The sequence below is a fragment of the Curtobacterium oceanosedimentum genome (genome assembly GCF_040545555.1).
In the GTDB taxonomy this organism is placed as follows: Bacteria; Actinomycetota; Actinomycetes; order Actinomycetales; family Microbacteriaceae; genus Curtobacterium.
Map to the genome: position 1 here is coordinate 181,777 of NZ_JBEPMD010000003.1, position 17,603 is coordinate 199,379.

Annotated in this window: 14 protein-coding genes; 12 read left to right on the top strand and 2 right to left on the bottom strand. The window is 71.6% G+C overall.

Going from position 1 to position 17,603, the window contains the following annotated elements:
* Positions 1–147: 147 nt before the first annotated feature.
* The 5 genes from ileS to ABIC52_RS04640 are packed head-to-tail and all read left to right on the top strand — an operon-like array spanning position 148 to position 6,646.
* Positions 148–3,402: an isoleucine--tRNA ligase gene (gene ileS / locus ABIC52_RS04620; RefSeq protein WP_354026734.1), complete on the top strand. Its 3,255-nt coding sequence runs from the start codon at positions 148–150 to the stop codon at positions 3,400–3,402.
* Complete coding sequence (locus tag ABIC52_RS04625) at positions 3,399–4,913, top strand: bifunctional folylpolyglutamate synthase/dihydrofolate synthase (RefSeq protein ID WP_126892168.1); 1,515 nt, start codon at positions 3,399–3,401, stop codon at positions 4,911–4,913. The genes ileS and ABIC52_RS04625 overlap by 4 nt, the downstream gene beginning before the upstream one ends.
* Positions 4,914–4,954: 41 nt before the next feature.
* On the top strand, positions 4,955–5,326 hold the full coding sequence (locus tag ABIC52_RS04630; protein ID WP_058748842.1) for a DUF4233 domain-containing protein: 372 nt from the start codon (positions 4,955–4,957) through the stop codon (positions 5,324–5,326).
* Positions 5,327–5,352: 26 nt separating this feature from the next.
* Complete coding sequence (gene ndk, locus ABIC52_RS04635; protein ID WP_058728426.1) at positions 5,353–5,772, top strand: nucleoside-diphosphate kinase; 420 nt, start codon at positions 5,353–5,355, stop codon at positions 5,770–5,772.
* A 25-nt stretch (positions 5,773–5,797) separates the two neighbouring features.
* Positions 5,798–6,646: a DsbA family protein gene (locus ABIC52_RS04640; RefSeq protein ID WP_126892170.1), complete on the top strand. Its 849-nt coding sequence runs from the start codon at positions 5,798–5,800 to the stop codon at positions 6,644–6,646.
* Between the two features lie 554 nt (positions 6,647–7,200).
* On the opposite strand, the gene ABIC52_RS04645 is transcribed toward ABIC52_RS04640, so the two are convergent.
* Positions 7,201–7,809, bottom strand: a complete 609-nt coding sequence (locus tag ABIC52_RS04645) for a vitamin K epoxide reductase family protein (RefSeq protein WP_238638223.1) — start codon at positions 7,807–7,809, stop codon at positions 7,201–7,203.
* A gap of 333 nt (positions 7,810–8,142) precedes the next feature.
* On the opposite strand from ABIC52_RS04645, the gene ABIC52_RS04650 reads away from it, so the two are divergent.
* Both ABIC52_RS04650 and ABIC52_RS04655 read left to right on the top strand, forming a co-directional pair.
* Positions 8,143–11,190, top strand: coding sequence for an Rne/Rng family ribonuclease (locus ABIC52_RS04650; RefSeq protein ID WP_354026735.1), 3,048 nt, complete (start codon positions 8,143–8,145; stop codon positions 11,188–11,190).
* A 1-nt stretch (position 11,191) separates the two neighbouring features.
* Positions 11,192–12,157 (top strand): hypothetical protein, encoded by a 966-nt coding sequence (locus ABIC52_RS04655; RefSeq protein ID WP_354026736.1) that lies wholly within the window; start codon positions 11,192–11,194, stop codon positions 12,155–12,157.
* A 510-nt stretch (positions 12,158–12,667) separates the two neighbouring features.
* On the opposite strand, the gene ABIC52_RS04660 is transcribed toward ABIC52_RS04655, so the two are convergent.
* The gene (locus tag ABIC52_RS04660) at positions 12,668–12,955 is read right to left on the bottom strand and encodes a DUF4031 domain-containing protein (protein WP_126892572.1); all 288 of its coding nucleotides are present in this window, start codon (positions 12,953–12,955) and stop codon (positions 12,668–12,670) included.
* A gap of 178 nt (positions 12,956–13,133) precedes the next feature.
* Between ABIC52_RS04660 and rplU the strand changes: the two genes are divergently transcribed.
* The 5 genes from rplU (at position 13,134) to ABIC52_RS04685 (ending at position 17,561) form a co-directional block, all read left to right on the top strand.
* Entirely contained in the window at positions 13,134–13,442 is a 309-nt protein-coding gene (gene rplU, locus ABIC52_RS04665) for a 50S ribosomal protein L21 (protein WP_066653169.1), read from the top strand.
* A gap of 14 nt (positions 13,443–13,456) precedes the next feature.
* A complete protein-coding gene (gene rpmA / locus ABIC52_RS04670) occupies positions 13,457–13,708 on the top strand; it encodes a 50S ribosomal protein L27 (protein WP_022905368.1) in 252 nt (83 codons plus the stop codon).
* Between the two features lie 126 nt (positions 13,709–13,834).
* The gene (obgE, locus tag ABIC52_RS04675; RefSeq protein WP_209677932.1) at positions 13,835–15,352 is read left to right on the top strand and encodes a GTPase ObgE; all 1,518 of its coding nucleotides are present in this window, start codon (positions 13,835–13,837) and stop codon (positions 15,350–15,352) included.
* Positions 15,353–15,359: 7 nt separating this feature from the next.
* On the top strand, positions 15,360–16,178 hold the full coding sequence (proB, locus tag ABIC52_RS04680; RefSeq protein WP_354026737.1) for a glutamate 5-kinase: 819 nt from the start codon (positions 15,360–15,362) through the stop codon (positions 16,176–16,178).
* A 117-nt stretch (positions 16,179–16,295) separates the two neighbouring features.
* Positions 16,296–17,561 (top strand): glutamate-5-semialdehyde dehydrogenase, encoded by a 1,266-nt coding sequence (locus tag ABIC52_RS04685; RefSeq protein WP_354026738.1) that lies wholly within the window; start codon positions 16,296–16,298, stop codon positions 17,559–17,561.
* Positions 17,562–17,603 lie beyond the last annotated feature (42 nt).

The following is a 17,603-nucleotide window of genomic DNA, read 5'->3' on the forward strand; positions in this document are numbered from 1 at the left end:
CCGTCAGTAGACCCGGGCGGACCGGACCGCACCCTCATCCGGCGAACGAGCGGTCGGTCGCAGCGCGAGCAGCGACCGGCAAGCGAGGTGGTACCGCGGAGCACGCTCCGTCCTCGTGGAGACGAACCGAACCCACAGGAGCAGCTCGTGGCCTACCCCCTCAACGTCCCCGCCGACGGTGTCGTCCCGTCCCCGTCGTTCCCTGCCGTCGAGCAGGGCATCCTCGCCTTCTGGAAGGGCGACGACACCTTCCGGGCGTCGATCGACCAGCGCGAGGGCTGCCCCGAGTGGACCTTCTACGACGGACCGCCCTTCGCGAACGGCCTGCCGCACTACGGTCACCTGCTGACCGGGTACGCGAAGGACGTCTTCCCGCGCTACCAGACCATGCGCGGCAAGCAGGTGCACCGCCGCTTCGGGTGGGACACCCACGGGCTCCCCGCCGAGCTCGAGGCCATGCGCCAGCTCGGGATCACCGAGAAGCACGAGATCGACGACATGGGCGTCGACGTCTTCAACGCCGCGGCGAAGCAGTCGGTGCTGCAGTACACCGACGAGTGGCAGGCCTACGTCACGCGCCAGGCGCGCTGGGTCGACTTCGAGGACGACTACAAGACCCTCGACGTCACCTTCATGGAGAGCGTCCTGTGGGCGTGGAAGCAGCTGTGGGACAAGGGCCTGGCGTACGAGGGCTTCCGGGTCCTGCCGTACTGCTGGAACGACCAGACGCCGCTGTCGAACCACGAGCTGCGCATGGACGACGACGTCTACAAGATGCGTCAGGACCAGTCGGTCACGGTGTCGTTCCCGCTGCAGGGTGCCCGCGCCGCCGAGCTCGACCTGACCGGCGTCCGCGCGCTCGCCTGGACGACGACCCCCTGGACCCTGCCGACGAACGCGGCGCTCGCGGTCGGTCCGGAGATCGCGTACGCGGTCGTGCCGGCCGGGCCGGGAGGCGCGGCTGACGGTGGCGACGCCGGTTCCGCCACCTACCTGCTGGCGTCCGACACCGTGGCCGCCCACGCGAAGGACCTCGGCTACGAGTCGGCCGACGACGCCACCGCCGCCGTGCTCCGCACGGTCGTCGGCGCCGCGCTCGACGGCGTCGAGTACGAGCGGCTGTTCGACTTCCTGGCCGCGGCCGAGGGGTACGAGAACGCCTGGCGCGTCCTGGTCGCCGAGTACGTCGAGACGGGCGAGGGCACGGGCATCGTGCACCAGGCCCCGGCCTACGGCGCCGACGACCAGGAGGTCTGCGCGGCCGCGGGCATCCCCGTCGTGCTCTCCCTCGACGAGGGCGGCCTGTTCACGTCGCAGTTCGGCGAGGTCGCCGGCATGCTCTGGTCGGACGCCAACAAGCCGCTGACGAAGGCCGTGCGCGAGGCGGGCCGACTGCTCCGCCAGGCGTCCTACGAGCACAGCTACCCGCACTGCTGGCGCTGCCGGAAGCCCCTCATCTACAAGGCGGTCTCGTCGTGGTTCGTCCGCGTCACCGAGTTCCGTGACCGCATGGGCGAGCTGAACCAGGACATCAACTGGGTGCCGGACAACGTCAAGGACGGCCAGTTCGGCAAGTGGGTCGGGAACGCGATCGACTGGTCGGTGTCCCGCAACCGGTACTTCGGCACGCCGATCCCGGTCTGGGTGTCGGACGACCCGGCGTACCCGCGCCAGGACGTCTACGGCTCGCTCGAGGAGCTCGAGCGCGACTTCGGTCGCCTGCCGCTGAACGCCGACGGCGAGGTGGACCTGCACCGCCCCTTCATCGACGACCTGACCCGGCCGAACCCCGACGACCCGACCGGGCAGTCGACCATGCGCCGCATCTCGGACGTGTTCGACGTCTGGTTCGACTCCGGCTCGATGCCCTACGCGCAGGTGCACTACCCGTTCGAGAACCGCGAGTGGTTCGAGGAGCACAGCCCGGCGGACTTCATCGTCGAGTACATCGGGCAGACCCGCGGCTGGTTCTACGTCATGCACGCGCTCTCCACCGCGCTGTTCGACCGTCCGGCCTTCCGGAACGTCATCAGCCACGGCATCGTGCTCGGCTCGGACGGCCAGAAGATGTCGAAGTCGCTCCGCAACTACCCGGACGTCTCCGAGGTGTTCGACCGCGACGGCGCCGACGCGATGCGCTGGTTCCTCATGTCGTCGTCGGTGATCCGCGGCGGCAACCTCGTCGTGACCGAGGAGGGCATCCGCCAGGGCGTCCGCGAGTTCCTGCTGCCGCTCTGGTCGACGTACTACTTCTTCACCCTCTACGCGAACGCCTCGGGCGACACCGGCTACCAGGCCTCGCGCAGCACGGCGAGCACCGACGTGCTCGACCGGTACCTGCTCGCGAAGACCCGGGTGCTCGTGGCGGACGTGACCACGCACCTCGACGCGCTCGACACCCCGCTCGCGGCCCAGGCCGTCCGGGACTTCGCCGACGTGCTGACGAACTGGTACGTCCGGCGCTCGCGCGACAAGTTCTGGCTCGGCGCGGAGTCCTCGCCCGAGGCCCGTGCGGCGTTCGACACGCTGTACACCGTGCTCGAGACGCTGGCCCGTGTCGCCGCCCCGCTCGCGCCGCTCGTCACGGAAGAGGTCTGGAAGGGCCTGACCGGCGGGCGCAGCGTGCACCTCGAGGACTTCCCGGACGCGGCGGAGTTCCCGGCCGACGACGCCCTCGTCGCCGCGATGGACCGCGTGCGCGACGTCGCGTCGAAGGGCCTCGCGCTCCGGAAGGCGACCGGTCGACGTGTCCGCCTGCCCCTCGCGACGCTGACCCTCGTCGTGCCGGACCCGGCAGCGATCGAGCCGTTCGCGGACATCCTCCGCGACGAGCTGAACGTCAAGCGGGTCGTGCTCGAGCAGCAGGAGGAGTCCTCGCTCGGCCGCTACGGCATCGAGCGGAAGCTCACCGTGAACGCCCGTGCCGCCGGTCCCCGCATCGGCAAGCAGGTGCAGCAGGTGATCCCGGCCGCCAAGAAGGGCGACTGGGTCGCGACCGAGTCCGGCGTGACCGTCGGCGGGATCGACCTCGTCGAGGGCGAGTACACGCTCGACCTCACCGTCGCGGACGACTCCGTCGCGGTGGCGTTCCTCGACGGCGGTGGCTTCGCGGTGCTCGACACCGTGACGACCCCGGAGCTCGAGGCCGAGGGACTCGCCCGCGACGTCGTGCGCGCCGTGCAGCAGGCCCGCCGCGACGCCGACCTCGACGTCAGCGACCGCATCGCCCTGGCGCTCCGGGTCTCCGAGGACGCGGAGGGCGCGATCCGCACGCACGAGCAGCTCATCGCCGGGGAGACCCTGGCGACGAGCGTCGAGGTGACCACGACGACGTTCGCTCCCGGCGAGGGCTCGGACGTGGGCGACGGTGCGAAGGTGTCCGTGGAGGTGGCACGCGCATGAGCGACAGCAACCAGTACGACGACGAGCAGTACGACGACCACGACGGCGTCGAGGACCTCGGTCCGCTCGACGACACCGCCGGGGTCCGCATCCCGGTCGGACCGTCCGGTGACCAGGCACCTGCCGAGGCCCTGCCGTACGGCGGGGACGACGACGAGGTGCGGCGGGTCGAGGCGGCCCTGTACGCCCGCATCGGCGAACAGGCACCCGAGCGCCGGCTGACCGCCACACGTCGCGCCGTCGAGCTCCTCGGCGACCCGCACCTGGCCTACCCGGTCATCCACGTCACCGGCACGAACGGCAAGACGTCGACCGCGCGCATGACCGAGAGCATCGTCCGCGCGCACGGCCTGCGCACCGGCCTGATGACGAGCCCGCACCTGGTGTCGATCCGGGAGCGCATCGTCGTCGACGGCGAGCCCGTCGCCGCCGACCGCTTCGTCGAGAACTGGGACGACATCACCCCGATCCTCGAGATGACGGACCGGGAACTCAGCGAGAAGGGCGAGCAGCCGCTGACGTTCTTCGAGGCACTGACCGTCCTGGCCCTGGCATGCTTCGCCGAGGCGCCGGTCGACGTCGCCGTCATCGAGGTCGGCATGGGCGGCGAGTGGGACTCCACCAACGTCGTGCAGAGCCAGGTGCAGGTGATCACCCCGGTGGCGATCGACCACGCCAAGCAGCTCGGGTCGACCGTCGCCGAGATCGCCCGCACCAAGTCCGGCATCATCAAGCCGTCGTCGTCGGTCGTCTCCAGTGCCCAGACGCCCGAGGCCCTCGCGGAGCTCGAGCGGGCCGCGGAGCTCACCGAGTCGACGCTCGCGGTCGAGGGCACCGGGTTCTCCGTCGTGTCCGACACCCCGGCGGTCGGCGGGCAGCTCGTCACCGTGCAGGGCATCGCCGGGCGCTACGACGACCTGTTCGTGCCGCTCTTCGGCCAGCACCAGGCCCACAACGCCGCCGTCGCGATCGCCGCGGTCGAGTCGTTCCTCGGCCGCGGGTCGCAGGCCCTCGACGAGGACGTCCTGTCCGAGGGGCTCGCGGCCGCCACCAGCCCCGGACGCCTGCAGCCGATCGCGCAGGAGCCGACCGTCGTGGTCGACGCCGCGCACAACCCGCACGGTGCACGCGCGCTGGCCGAGGCGCTGCCGGTCGCGTTCCCGTCCGAGCACGTCGTCGGCGTCGTCGGGATCCTCGGCGACAAGGACGCCCGCGGCTTCGTCCGGGCGCTGAAGGACACCGTGGAGACCTTCGTCGTCACGCAGCCGCCGGGGGACCGCGCGCTCGACGCGGACGCGTTCGCCCGCATCGTCGTGGCCGAGGTCGGCGAGGACCGTGTGGTCGTCGAGCCCTCGCTCGAGCAGGCACTGCAGGAAGCCCGCGACCTGGCGGACGAGGCGGACGCCGAGGACGCCCTCGTGCTGGTCGCCGGCTCCATCGTGATGGTGGGCAAGGTCATGGAGCTGGTGCACGCGGAGGGGCTGCGCTCAGGAGGAGGTGCGGCGAAGTGACGGACGCGCCACGGGCCTCCCGGCCGGGTCGCCAGCCGCGCATGCGGAAGCCGCGCCCGCAGCGCGGTGCCCGCGAGAGCCTGCTCTCGATCACCCTCGGACTCGAGGCCGTGATGTTCTTCTTCCCGATGCTCGTCGTCTACGGGAAGGGCACGTTGCCGCCGCTCGCGGCGTTCGGTGGGGGCATCCTGGCGATCATCGTCCTCGCAGCTGCCTCACGCCTGACCGGCAAGCCCGCCGGTGTATGGTTCGGGTGGCTGCTGCAGGCGGCCATCCTCGCCACCGGGTTCATCGAACCGTTCATGTTCGCGGTCGGCGCGGTGTTCCTGGCGCTGTGGGTGTTCTGCTTCGTCAAGGGCGGTCAGCTCGACCGGCAGAACGCCGCGTTCCGGGCCGCGCAGGCCGAGGACTGACCACCACCGAACCACAGGAGAACTGCGTGTCCGATCTCGAAGAGACCCTCGTCCTCGTCAAGCCCGACGGCGTCGCCCGCCAGCTCACCGGAGAGGTCCTCCGTCGCATCGAGACCAAGGGCTACGAGATCGTCGACCTGAAGATGGTCACGGCGTCGCGCGAGCTGCTCGACCAGCACTACGAGGAGCACCAGGGCAAGCCGTTCTTCGAGCCGCTCGTCGAGTTCATGCAGTCGGGCCCGGTCGTCGCCGTGCGCGTCGCCGGCAACGGTGTCATCGCGGGCTTCCGCTCCCTCGCCGGCACCACCGACCCGACCTCGGCCGCGCCGGGCACCATCCGTGGTGACCTCGGTCGCGACTGGGGCCTGAAGGTGCAGCAGAACCTCGTGCACGGCTCGGACTCCCCGGAGTCGGCCGCCCGCGAGCTCGCGCTCTGGTTCGCCTGATCGACGGAAGCGGAGCACAGACGCGATGACGAACAACGACCGTCCCACCAAGAACGAGCGTCGGCAGCACGCCCGTGAGGTCGCCCGCCAGCGAGCCGACGCCGAGAAGCGTCGCAAGCGCCGCAACAAGTGGTTCCTGCAGGGCGGCATCGGCCTGGGCATCGTGGCCGTCGCGGCGATCATCGCGATCGTCGTGGTGAACGTGAACAGCGGGGGCACCACCTCGGCCGCCGGCCCGAAGAACATGGTCACCGGTGGCATCCAGTTCACCGGCGGCGACGGCACGATCACGCCCGTCACGACCGGTGGGGTCTCGGCGGACGGCACCCCGTCCCCGGTCGCCACGGCCGACAGCGACGGCAAGGTCAAGGTCGTCGAGTACGTGGACTGGGCCTGCCCCGTGTGCAAGCAGTTCGAGGGCGCCTACGCCGACCAGATCACCGACTTCGTGAAGAACGGTCAGGCGACGCTCGAGATCCACCCGGTGTCGATCCTCGACCGCAGCTACCTCGGCTCGCGGTACGCCAGCCGTGCCGCGAACGCCGCGATGTGCGTCGCGAACTACGCGCCGGACAAGTTCCTCGCCGTGCAGACGCAGTTCTTCGAGAAGCAGCCGGAAGAGGGCACGAAGGGCCTGACGAACGCCGAGATCGCCGACCTGGTGAAGGCCGGCGGCGCGACGGGCTCCGACGTGTCCGAGTGCCTGTCGAACGAGACGTACAAGAGCTGGGTCACGAAGATCACGAACCAGGTCACCGCGGACCCGGCCGTCGCCGGCCCCCAGGGCTTCGGAACGCCGACGATCCTGGTGAACGGGCAGCGTGTGAGCACCCTCACCGACGTCGTCCCGACCATCGAGGCCGCCGCGAAGTAGTCGGCTCCGCCGTACTCGGCCCCGCGTTCCCTCCCCGGGAGCGCGGGGCCGAGTGCTGTCCCCGGCGGATGCGGCGCGGTGCCGAGGTCGCGGACGTGGCAGGTACCTGATCGATCCGGGCGTAGCGGACGGAACCGGGCGTACCTGGTGCGTCAGTTGTACGAGGAACGCCCGATTCCGCCTTGTATCTCGGTTGTTCTGGGAAGGATCGGGCGTTCGGGCTGAGCGGGTCGGCGGACCGCGCGGAGGGAGCAGGCTCGGCAGTACGGGACGACCCGCTCACTCACCCCACGAGTGAGGAGCACGTTGTCCGTCAGAAGGCTGCCGGGCCGACCCGGCGGGCCCTCCCGAGTGGGCAGGACACGCCGTCGGCGATCCGGGCCAGGGCACGATCCGTCGCCGGAGAACCTCGAGCGTGACGGATCTGGCCCGCTCGAGGGATCGGGACTGGGACCGGGACGGGTGCATCACAGCGGTCCGGTGGCGTCAGGACGACCGGGGCGTGCGCCCAGCAGCGCCCCGGTGGCGTCAGGACGGCCGGGGGAGGGGGAACGTCAGAACGGCAGCGTCGTGAGGACCCGCGGGAACACGATCAAGATGCAGACCACGACCACGGCGTAGTTCGCCAGCACGAACGCCCACGAGTACGGCAGCAGCGTGCGCCCGACCCGCTGGAGTCCGGCGCCGAAGCGACCCTGCGCCGCGTTCCACGTCGTGAAGATCCAGAACATCGGGATCGTCACGCTCCACACCAGCAGGCACCAGGGGCAGAGGTAGCCGATCACCCACACGGTCTGCGTGAAGAGCCAGGTGACGAACACCCACGCCAGGAACACCCCGGCGTTGAACAGCACCCAGAACCAGCGGTGTCCGTTCCGCATGCCGGCGAGCAGCATCACGCCGACGGCGATCGGGGCGACGAAGCCCATCACGCCGAGCAGCGGGTTCGGGAACCCGAACAGGGAGCCCTGCCAGCTGGTCATCACCTGCGAGCAGTTCACGAACGGGCTGACGTCGCAGCTCAGGGCCTTCGACGGGTTCTCGTACTTCGCGAACTCGTCCAGGACCAGGTTGAACGCGGCGAAGAGGCCGACTGCTCCGGTGACGATGAGGAAGACCGCCATCGCGACCGGGCGGCGGGGCGTGGTTGCGCTCGTGCTCACGGCGTCATCATCGCATGCCCGTTCCGGACCTTTCCTGGCACCTCGTGCGACAATGACAGCAGTCGCGCGGCCGATCCGTGCGGCGAGAGAGCTTTCCGGGCCCAGCCCGGACGATCAGGCGCGGTGAGAGCGCGCCGTGACCGGGACTCGCGTCACCTCCGATGCCGAGCCGGTCGGGCCGGGTGCCCGACCCGGAACGACACCGGACCGCACGCCGGGACGACGCACACCGGTCACGAGAACGAACGCGGGGGCGTGGACGCCACCCGTGACAACCACAGAATTCCCGCCGTCCGACAGGACGCGAGTGGGGCCGAGGAGTGCACCAGATCCATGGTGGAGCAGAACACCGACAACCCGAACAACGAAGAAGTCGCACCGAAGCGCCGAGGCCGCCTGTTCGGCAGCCGTCGCGCCCGGTCCACCGGCCTGGAGGCCCGTGGTGACGTCGACACCGACACCACGGACGTCGAGACGGTCGCGCTGACCGGCGACGCTCCGGTCACCGACGCCGATGCGGCCGACGAGACGGCCGCGCAGGGCGCCGCTCCGGCGAGCGACCGGCCAGCGGCCCCCGAGGCGCCGGCCCCCGAGGCAGCGGAGCACGGCTCGACGGAGCACGGGTCGACCGACGACGCCGTGGCGGTCGCGGTCGAGCAGGTCCCCGCCGCAGCCGCGGAGCCCCAGGACGTCTCGACGGTCACGGGCAGCCAGCCTGTCGTCGAGGCCCCGGCGGACGACGCTGCGGCAGCCGTCGCGCCCACCGCGACCGGCCAGGTCGAGGCGACCAGCGCGCCCGAGGCCCCCAGCGCGGTGGCGACGGACGCTGACGACGTGAGCGGTGCCTCCCGGCCGGAGCCCGCCTCCGCTCCCGAGGCGGAGGAGCCCTTCGTGCCGAAGGCGACCAGCACCCTCAGCCTGATCTTCCACGCGCCGGTCCTGCCGGTCCTGCCGGAGCTGCCGGTCCGAGCCGCACGCGACGAGGACGACGACGACGAGGACGACGAGCAGGGCGGCGGTCGCCGTCGCTCGCGCCGTCGGGGCAGCAGCGCGGACCGCCAGGAGCGCGGCGTCCGCGAGCCGCGCGACCACCAGGAGCCGCGTCGCCGCGAGCCGGAGCTCATCACCGAGCCACAGCGCATCAAGGGGTCGACCCGACTCGAGGCGAAGAAGCAGCGTCGCCGCGACGGCCGTGACGCCGGTCGTCGTCGCACGGTGATCACCGAGGACGAGTTCCTCGCCCGCCGCGAGAGCGTCGACCGCCAGATGATCGTCCGCTCGAGCTCGTCGAAGATCGAGATCGGCGTGCTCGAGGACAACGTCCTCGCGGAGCACTACGTCACCAAGTCGCACAACGTCTCGCTCATCGGGAACGTCTACCTCGGCAAGGTGCAGAACGTGCTGCCCTCGATGGAGGCGGCGTTCGTCGACATCGGTCGCGGTCGGAACGCCGTGCTCTACGCGGGCGAGGTCGACTGGAACTCGGTGGACACCGGGAACCACGGTCGCCGCATCGAGGCCGCGCTCAAGCCGGGCGACAAGGTCCTCGTGCAGGTCACGAAGGACCCGGTCGGGCACAAGGGCGCGCGTCTGACCTCGCAGGTCTCGCTGCCGGGCCGCTACCTGGTCTACGTGCCGAACGGCTCGATGAACGGCATCTCGCGCAAGCTGCCCGACACCGAGCGCGCCCGCCTGAAGAAGATCCTCAAGGAGGTCCTGCCGGAGCACGCGGGCGTCATCGTCCGCACCGCGGCCGAGGGCGCGACCGAGGAGCAGCTCACCCGCGACGTGCAGCGCCTGACCAACCAGTGGGAGGCGATCCAGAAGAAGGTGCAGAACGGGCACGCCCCGGTCATGCTGCACTCCGAGCCGGACCTCCTCGTGAAGATCGTGCGTGACGTCTTCAACGAGGACTTCACGAAGCTCATCATCGACGGCGAGGCCGCGCGCGGCACGATCGAGGACTACCTCGACGCCGTCGCACCCGACCTCAAGGACCGCGTCGAGATCTACGACGGCCCGGACTCCTTCGAGGAGTACCGCCTCAACGAGCAGATCGAGAAGGCGCTCGACCGCAAGGTCTGGCTGCCGTCCGGTGGGTCGCTCGTGATCGACCGCACCGAGGCCATGACGGTCGTCGACGTCAACACGGGCAAGTTCGTCGGGTCCGGTGGCAACCTCGAGGAGACCGTCACCAAGAACAACCTCGAGGCAGCCGAGGAGATCGTCCGGCAGCTCCGCCTGCGGGACATCGGCGGCATCATCGTCATCGACTTCATCGACATGGTGCTCGAATCGAACCGCGACCTGGTGCTTCGTCGTCTCGTCGAGTGCCTGAGCCGCGACCGCACGAAGCACCAGGTGGCCGAGGTCACCTCGCTCGGCCTCGTGCAGATGACCCGCAAGAAGATCGGTGTCGGCCTGCGCGAGTCGCTCGACGAGGTCAACGCCAAGGTCAACGACAACAACGCAGACCCCGGCCCCTCGAAGGGCCGGCGCAAGGCCCGCAGCGGCAACGGCTCGACCGGTGGCAACGGCAGTGGCAACGGCAACGGCAACGGCAACGGCCAGGGAGGCAACGGGCACGCTGGCAACGCCGGCTCCGGCAACGGGTCCTCCAGCCAGTCGTCGCAGGCTCACCAGATCACGGAGGACGTCAAGAACGCGCTGTCCCGGATCGCGGCGTCGACGCTGCCCCACGACGAGGCGTCGTCCGGTGCGCCGGTGACCGGTGTGGCATCGCCCCGCGGGGGCGCCGCGACCCCGGAGGCCGAGGCCGGGGTGTCGTCGGCTGCCGACGCACCCGCGTCGAGCGCTTCGCCGGTCTCCGCCCCCGAGCGCGGTTCGGAGCAGTCCGCAGGCGGGGCAGACCGTGACGGCGAGCAGTCGTCCGGCTCGAAGCGTCGCCGCCGTCGTGGCGGTCGTGGCGCCGGCAGTGCAGCACCCGAGCAGCGCGGCGGCGAGGAGCGCGGTCGCGAGGAGCGTGCGTCCGAGCGCGGTGCCGACGAGGCTCGCGCCGAGGCCCCCGCGCCCGAGTCGGCCCCCGCGCAGAGCACTGCTCCCGAGTCGCCCGTGCAGGAGTCGGCGCCGACGAAGACCGCACCGACCCGTCGTCGCGTGAGCTCGAGCGCTCCCGTCACCCCGACCGAGAACACCGTCGCGATCCTCGACATCCCGGTGGCCGTCACCAAGCGCGAGCCGCGCCCGACCCGGGACGACGCCGAGTCGCTGCTCGACTCCGTGCTCCAGGCACTCCCGGAGCCGAAGCAGCCGGGGCAGGGCCGTTCGCGGTCGCGTCGGGTCTCGTCGCCGAGCATCAGTGCGCCCGCGTCGTCGGACGGCGACGGGCAGGACGACGGCTCCGTGATCGTGGGGGACTGACGTGACCGACGCGGGGGACCCGCACGGTCGGCAGCAGGACCGCGGGTACTACGGTGCGGGCTGGTCGCAGCCCGCACCGCCCGCGGCCGGGCCGTCCGGTGGGCAGGCGTGGTCCGGCCAGCCAGCGCCCGGTCAGCCGGGTGCTCAGGCGTGGTCGGGGCAGCCGGGCGCGCAGGCACCCGGTCAGCCGTGGCCCGGGCAGCCGGGCGGGCAGCCGTGGCCCGGGCAGCAGCCGCAGTACGGCCAGCAGCAGCCCCACGGGGAGCGGGGTCGGGCACGGGCGTCGCGGACGTCCGACCCGCGTCGGGCCTTCGCGCCGGGTGCGTCGGTCGCCAACACCACCGGTGCCCTCATCGCCGTCGTGTCGATCGTGCTCGTCGAGGTGGTCTCCGGCGTCTTCGGGCTGCTCGGCACGTCACTCGTGGTGCACCCCTTCTCGACCTCCGGCACGGGTGCGAGCCTGCTCGGCAGCTTCGTGTCCGGCGTGTTCGCCTCGCCCTTCCCGTTCTACGCGGGAGCGTTCACGGCCCTGGCGTTCCTCACGCCGATCGCGCGGCGCAGCCCGCTGCCGACGGTGCTCCTCCGTGCCGTGCTCGCCGGTGCCGCCGGGACGGTCGCCCTGGCGCTCGTCGGGGTCTTCACGGGGTCCTACGCGGCGGTCCGGACCGGTTCGGGGGTGCGACTCGTGATCGACGTGCTCACCGGGCCCCTGCAGAACGGGATCCCGTTCACGCTCATGCTCCTCGCGACGTCGACCGTCGCATGGCTCTGGCTCGGGCGTCCGCGTGGTGGGCGTGCTGCGCAGGGGGCGGCCGGCGGCCGTCTGGGGGCGGTCCGTCCTGCGGACGCCGTGCCCCCGTCGACCGTGCAGCCCGCTCCGCAGCCTCACGGTGCGCAGCAGCAGCAGCAGCAGCAGCAGCCGTACGGTCAGCGCCCTGACGACCGCTGGACGCCGCCGACGCGCTGACGCGACTGCGGCCCGTGCGGTGCGGTGCCGCAGCTGTGGCGCGTGCGCGTGCGCTGGCGCAGCTCCTGCTGACCCCTGGTCGGCGATCGTGCGGCGCGAGTCGCCGCAGACCGACCCGGAGCACGCCGCGCCACGACTCGACGTGGTGCGACGTGCTCGCGGTCGTGCGGACGACGCCGGGCTACGTGCCCATCGGGGCCTGCGGACCCTGCGCGCCCTGCGGACCCGGCTGGCAGGGCCGGCCACACGCCGGTGGTGCGGGGTGTGACGGCGCTGGGCCGTGCCTCCCGACCGATCACGCCGGACCGGTCAGCCACACGGCGGGCGCGCGAGGCGTGGCGGAGGCAGACCGTGCCGCCCGGCCGACGCGCCCGGCCGACGCGCCGCCCGACGCGCCCGGCCGACGCGCCCGGCGTCACCCCGTCGTCGGTCCCGTTCGTCGCCCCGCGGGGGAACGGCCCGGCGCGGTGCAGTCGGCACGAGCCCTGCGCCCCTGCTCCACGCGCACGGTCAGTGCGCGCGCCGGTCGTGCCCGCGCTTGTCGCGTTGCGGCACGCGCAGGCCGCTCGCGATGAGCCGGAGCACCAGCTCGCGCCCGGTGACCGCCGTCGCACCCGCAGCGACGAGTTCGTCGTAGCGCGACCGCGGCACGTCGTAGTGGTCGTGGTCGAACGCGCGGCGGGGGATCCCGGCGCGTTCGGCGAAGGCGTGGAGCTCGTCGTAGGATGCATCACTGACGAGGTGCGACCAGACGGTGTCGTGGGCGGGCCACGTCGGCGGGTCGATCAACACGGTCACGCGAGTCATCGTACGTGTGTCGCCGTTTGACCGGACCCGGGGGGATCGAGTATTCTCGATCCCTGGTGTCAGCGGGCCGTTCTGCCTGCGTCGCCGATCGGGCCCGGCCTCCGGGAGCCGCTCGTGCAGAAGTGGGCACCCGAGACTTCCCTCAAGCAGAGTACGTAAGGAATTCCACGTGGTTTACGCAGTAGTGCGCGCCGGCGGCCGTCAGGAGAAGGTCGAGGTCGGCACGATCCTCACGATCGACCGTGCCAAGGCCGACGACAAGGGCAACATCGACCTCGCCCCGGTGCTCCTCGTGGACGGTGACAAGATCACGTCGGCGGCTTCCGAGCTCGCCAACGTGACCGTCACCGCCCAGGTGCTCGAGGACCTCCGCGGCCCGAAGGTCGTCATCCAGAAGTTCAAGAACAAGACCGGGTACAAGAAGCGCCAGGGCTTCCGCGCTGAGCTCACCCGCGTCAAGATCACCTCGATCGCGTAAGGCGGGAGTAGAAGATGGCACACAAGAAGGGTGCGAGCTCCACTCGCAACGGTCGTGACTCGAACGCACAGCGCCTCGGCGTGAAGCGCTTCGGTGGCGAGGTCGTCAACGCCGGCGAGATCATCCTCCGCCAGCGTGGCACCCACTTCCACCCGGGCGCCAACGTCGGCCGTGGTGGCGACGACACGCTGTTCGCCCTCTCGGCCGGTTCGGTCGAGTTCGGCACCAAGGGCGGCCGCAAGGTCGTCAACATCGTCAACGCGTAACACCAGCGACGACAGACTCTGCGGGAGGGGCGGGCCACGTGCCCGCCCCTCCCGTTCTTTCGTGCACGACCAGCCGGCACCGCTGCGACACGTCGCGGTCCTGCTGCAACACCTAGGAGTGGACCCATGGCGACCTTCGTCGACCGCGTGACCCTGCACCTCACCGCGGGGAACGGCGGCAACGGCTGCGTGTCGGTCCGCCGTGAGAAGTTCAAGCCCCTCGCCGGCCCCGACGGCGGCAACGGCGGTGACGGCGGCGACATCGTGCTCGTCGCCGACCCGCAGGTGACGACCCTGCTCGGCTACCACCGGTCGCCCCACCGCTCGTCGAAGAACGGCCAGCCGGGCATGGGCGACATGCGCAGCGGTGTGAGCGGCGAGACACTCGAGCTGCCCGTGCCGATCGGCACCGTCGTGCACGACGAGGACGGAGAGGTCCTGGCCGACATGACCGAGCCCGGCATGCGTGTCGTCGTGGCGCCCGGTGGTCAGGGCGGTCTCGGCAACGCGGCCCTCGCGACCACGAAGCGCAAGGCTCCCGGGTTCGCGCTGCTCGGCACCCCGGGGTGGACCGGTGACGTCAGCCTCGAGCTGAAGACGATCGCCGACGTCGCCCTGGTCGGGTTCCCGAGCGCCGGCAAGTCCTCGCTGATCGCCGCGATCTCCGCAGCGAAGCCGAAGATCGCCGACTACCCGTTCACGACCCTGACGCCGAACCTCGGTGTCGTCGAGTCGGGCGAGGTCCGCTTCACCGTCGCCGACGTCCCGGGCCTGATCGAGGGCGCGTCGGAGGGCAAGGGCCTCGGCCTCGAGTTCCTCCGCCACGTCGAGCGCTGCGAGGCGCTCCTGCACGTCATCGACTGCGCGACGCTCGACCCCGGCCGCGACCCGATCAGCGACCTCGACGTCATCCTGGGCGAGCTCGAGCGCTACCCGGTGCCGGAGGGGCAGACCCCGCTGCTCGAGCGTCCGCAGCTCGTCGCGCTCAACAAGGTCGACGTGCCCGAGGCAGCCGAGCTCGCCGACTTCGTCACCGCCGAGCTCGAGGAGCGCGGCTACCGCGTGTTCCCGATCTCGACCGCGTCCCGCAAGGGCCTGCGCGAGCTGACGTTCGCCCTGGCCGAGGTGGTCGAACAGGCCCGCGCCGCCCGTCCCGCCGCCCCCGAGCAGGAGCGCATCGTCCTCCGTCCGAAGGCGGTCAACGAGAAGCCCTTCACCGTGCGCGCCGAGGGCGGCGAGGAGCACCGCTTCTACCGCGTGCGAGGCGACAAGCCGGAGCGCTGGGTCACGCAGACCGACTTCACCAACGAAGAGGCCATCGGCTACCTGGCCGACCGGCTCGCGAAGCTCGGCGTGGAGGACGGCCTGTTCAAGGCCGGAGCGGTCGCCGGGTCCACCGTGGTCATCGGTGGCGACGGCGGCATGGTCTTCGACTGGGAGCCCACGCTGACCTCGACCGCCGAGCTCATCACGAGCGCCCGCGGCACCGATGCTCGCGTCGGCGGCTCGTCGCGCCCGACGCGCAACGAGCGCCGCGAGGAGTACTTCGAGCGCATGGACGCCAAGGCCGCAGCGCGCGCCGAGCTCGAGCAGGAGCGCGTGTCCGGGCTGTGGGCCGATGACGACAGCGACGAGCAGGACTGATCGAGGCATGGCCGACACGCGCGCGCGCACCGACCTCGGCCCCGTCAGCCGGCGGCAGGACGTCCCGCGTGCGCGTCGGCTCGTCGTGAAGGTCGGTTCGTCGTCGGTCAGCGGCGACAACACCGGGCAGATCGCCGCGCTCGTGGACGCCCTGGCCGCGGCCCACGCGCGGGGCACCGAGGTCGTCCTCGTGTCCTCCGGTGCCATCGCGACGGGCTTCCCGTTCCTCGGGCTCGAAGGACGTCCGGACGACCTGGCGACCCAACAGGCAGCTGCGGCGACCGGGCAGAACGTGCTCATGTTCCGGTACCAGAAGGAACTCGACCGCCACGGCATCGTCGCGGCGCAGGTCCTGCTCACCGCAGGCGACATGCAGAACCCGACGCACCGGGTCAACGCGCAGCGGGCGGTCGACCGGTTGCTCGCGCTGCGGGTGCTCCCCATCGTCAACGAGAACGACACGGTCGCCACCCACGAGATCCGGTTCGGCGACAACGACCGACTCGCGGCGCTCGTCGCGCGGCTCCTCGGCGCCGACGCGCTCGTGCTGCTGTCCGACGTCGAGTCGCTCTACACCCGGCCGCCGGAGCACCCGGATGCCGAACCCATCGACGAGGTCCCGTTCGGCGACGAGCTCGCCGGTGTCACCTTCGGTTCGGCCGGCTCGGCCGGCGTCGGCACCGGGGGCGCGGGGACGAAGGTCGCCGCTGCGCGGCTCGCGGCCGAGGCGGGGACGTCGGTGCTCGTCACCGGTACCGCGCTCGTGGACCGGGCTCTGGCAGGGGAGCACGTGGGCACCTGGTTCCGGGCGGCGCCGCGCGGCTGATCGCGGGATCGTCGGCCGGGAGGCACGGTGCCGGCCCGGCAGTCCGGCCTCCCCGCCGTCTCCACCGGTGTGACGCGGCCAGCGTCACGGGCCCGGCAGCCGACCTAGTATCGGACCATGTCGCCGACCGCCACCGCCCTCACCCTCACCGACAAGCTGGTCGCGTCGCGTGCTGCCTCGACGGCGCTCGCCACGGCCACCACGGCGGTCAAGGACCAGGCACTGCGCGCCGTCGCGGCCGCCCTGCGCGCCGGGACGGACGCGATCGTCGCAGCGAACCACGGGGACCTCGTCGCGGGCGAGGACGGCGGGCTGTCCTCGGGGCTCCTCGACCGCCTGCGACTGGACGCCGCGCGGATCGACGCCCTCGCGGCGGCGGTCGAGCACGTGGTCGGACTCCCGGACCCGGTCGGCGACCTCGTACGGGGGTCGCGCCTGCCGAACGGGCTGCAGCTCACCCAGGTCCGCGTGCCGTTCGGGGTCGTCGGTGCGATCTACGAGGCACGCCCGAACGTCACCGTCGACATCGCCGCGCTCGCGCTGAAGAGCGGGAACGCCGTCGTGCTCCGGGGCGGGTCGGCGGCGCAGCGCACGAACGCCGAACTCGTCGAGCGCATCCGCGGTGCGGTGGCCTCGGTGGGGCTGCCCGCGGACCTCGTGCAGACCATCGACGAGTTCGGTCGCCAGGGTGCGACCGAGGTGATGCGCGCGCGCGGACTCGTCGACGTCCTGGTGCCGCGGGGGAGCGCCTCGCTGATCCAGACCGTCGTGACCGAGTCGCAGGTGCCCGTGATCGAGACGGGCGCCGGAGTGGTGCACGTGTACCTCGACGCGACGGCGCCGCTCGAGCGTGCGGTCGACATCGTGCTGAACAGCAAGGTGCAGCGGCCGAGCGTGTGCAACGCCCTCGAGACGCTCCTCGTGCACGAAGGGGCGGCCGAGCGGCTGCTGCCGGTGCTGGCGGACCGTCTCCGTGCCGCCGGGGTGACCCTGCGCGGTGACGACGCCACCCGGACGATCGTCCCCGGCGTGCTCCGCGCGACCGAGGCGGACTGGGCGACGGAGTCGATGGACCTCGACCTGTCCATCCGCGTGGTGCCGGACGTCGATGCCGCGATGGCGCACATCGCGCGGTGGTCGACACACCACACCGAGTCCATCGTGACGGACGACGTCGACACCGCCGAGCGCTTCCTGGCCGAGGTCGACTCGGCGGTCGTCATGGCGAACGCCTCGACCCGGTTCACCGACGGCGGCGAGTTCGGCTTCGGGGCCGAGGTCGGCATCTCGACGCAGAAGCTGCACGCCCGTGGGCCGATGGGGCTCCCCGAACTGACCAGTACCAAGTGGATCGTGCGCGGGCACGGACAGATCCGCGGCTAGACTGGGCGGCGACTTCCCACCCGATCGAACGGAGCACCGGAC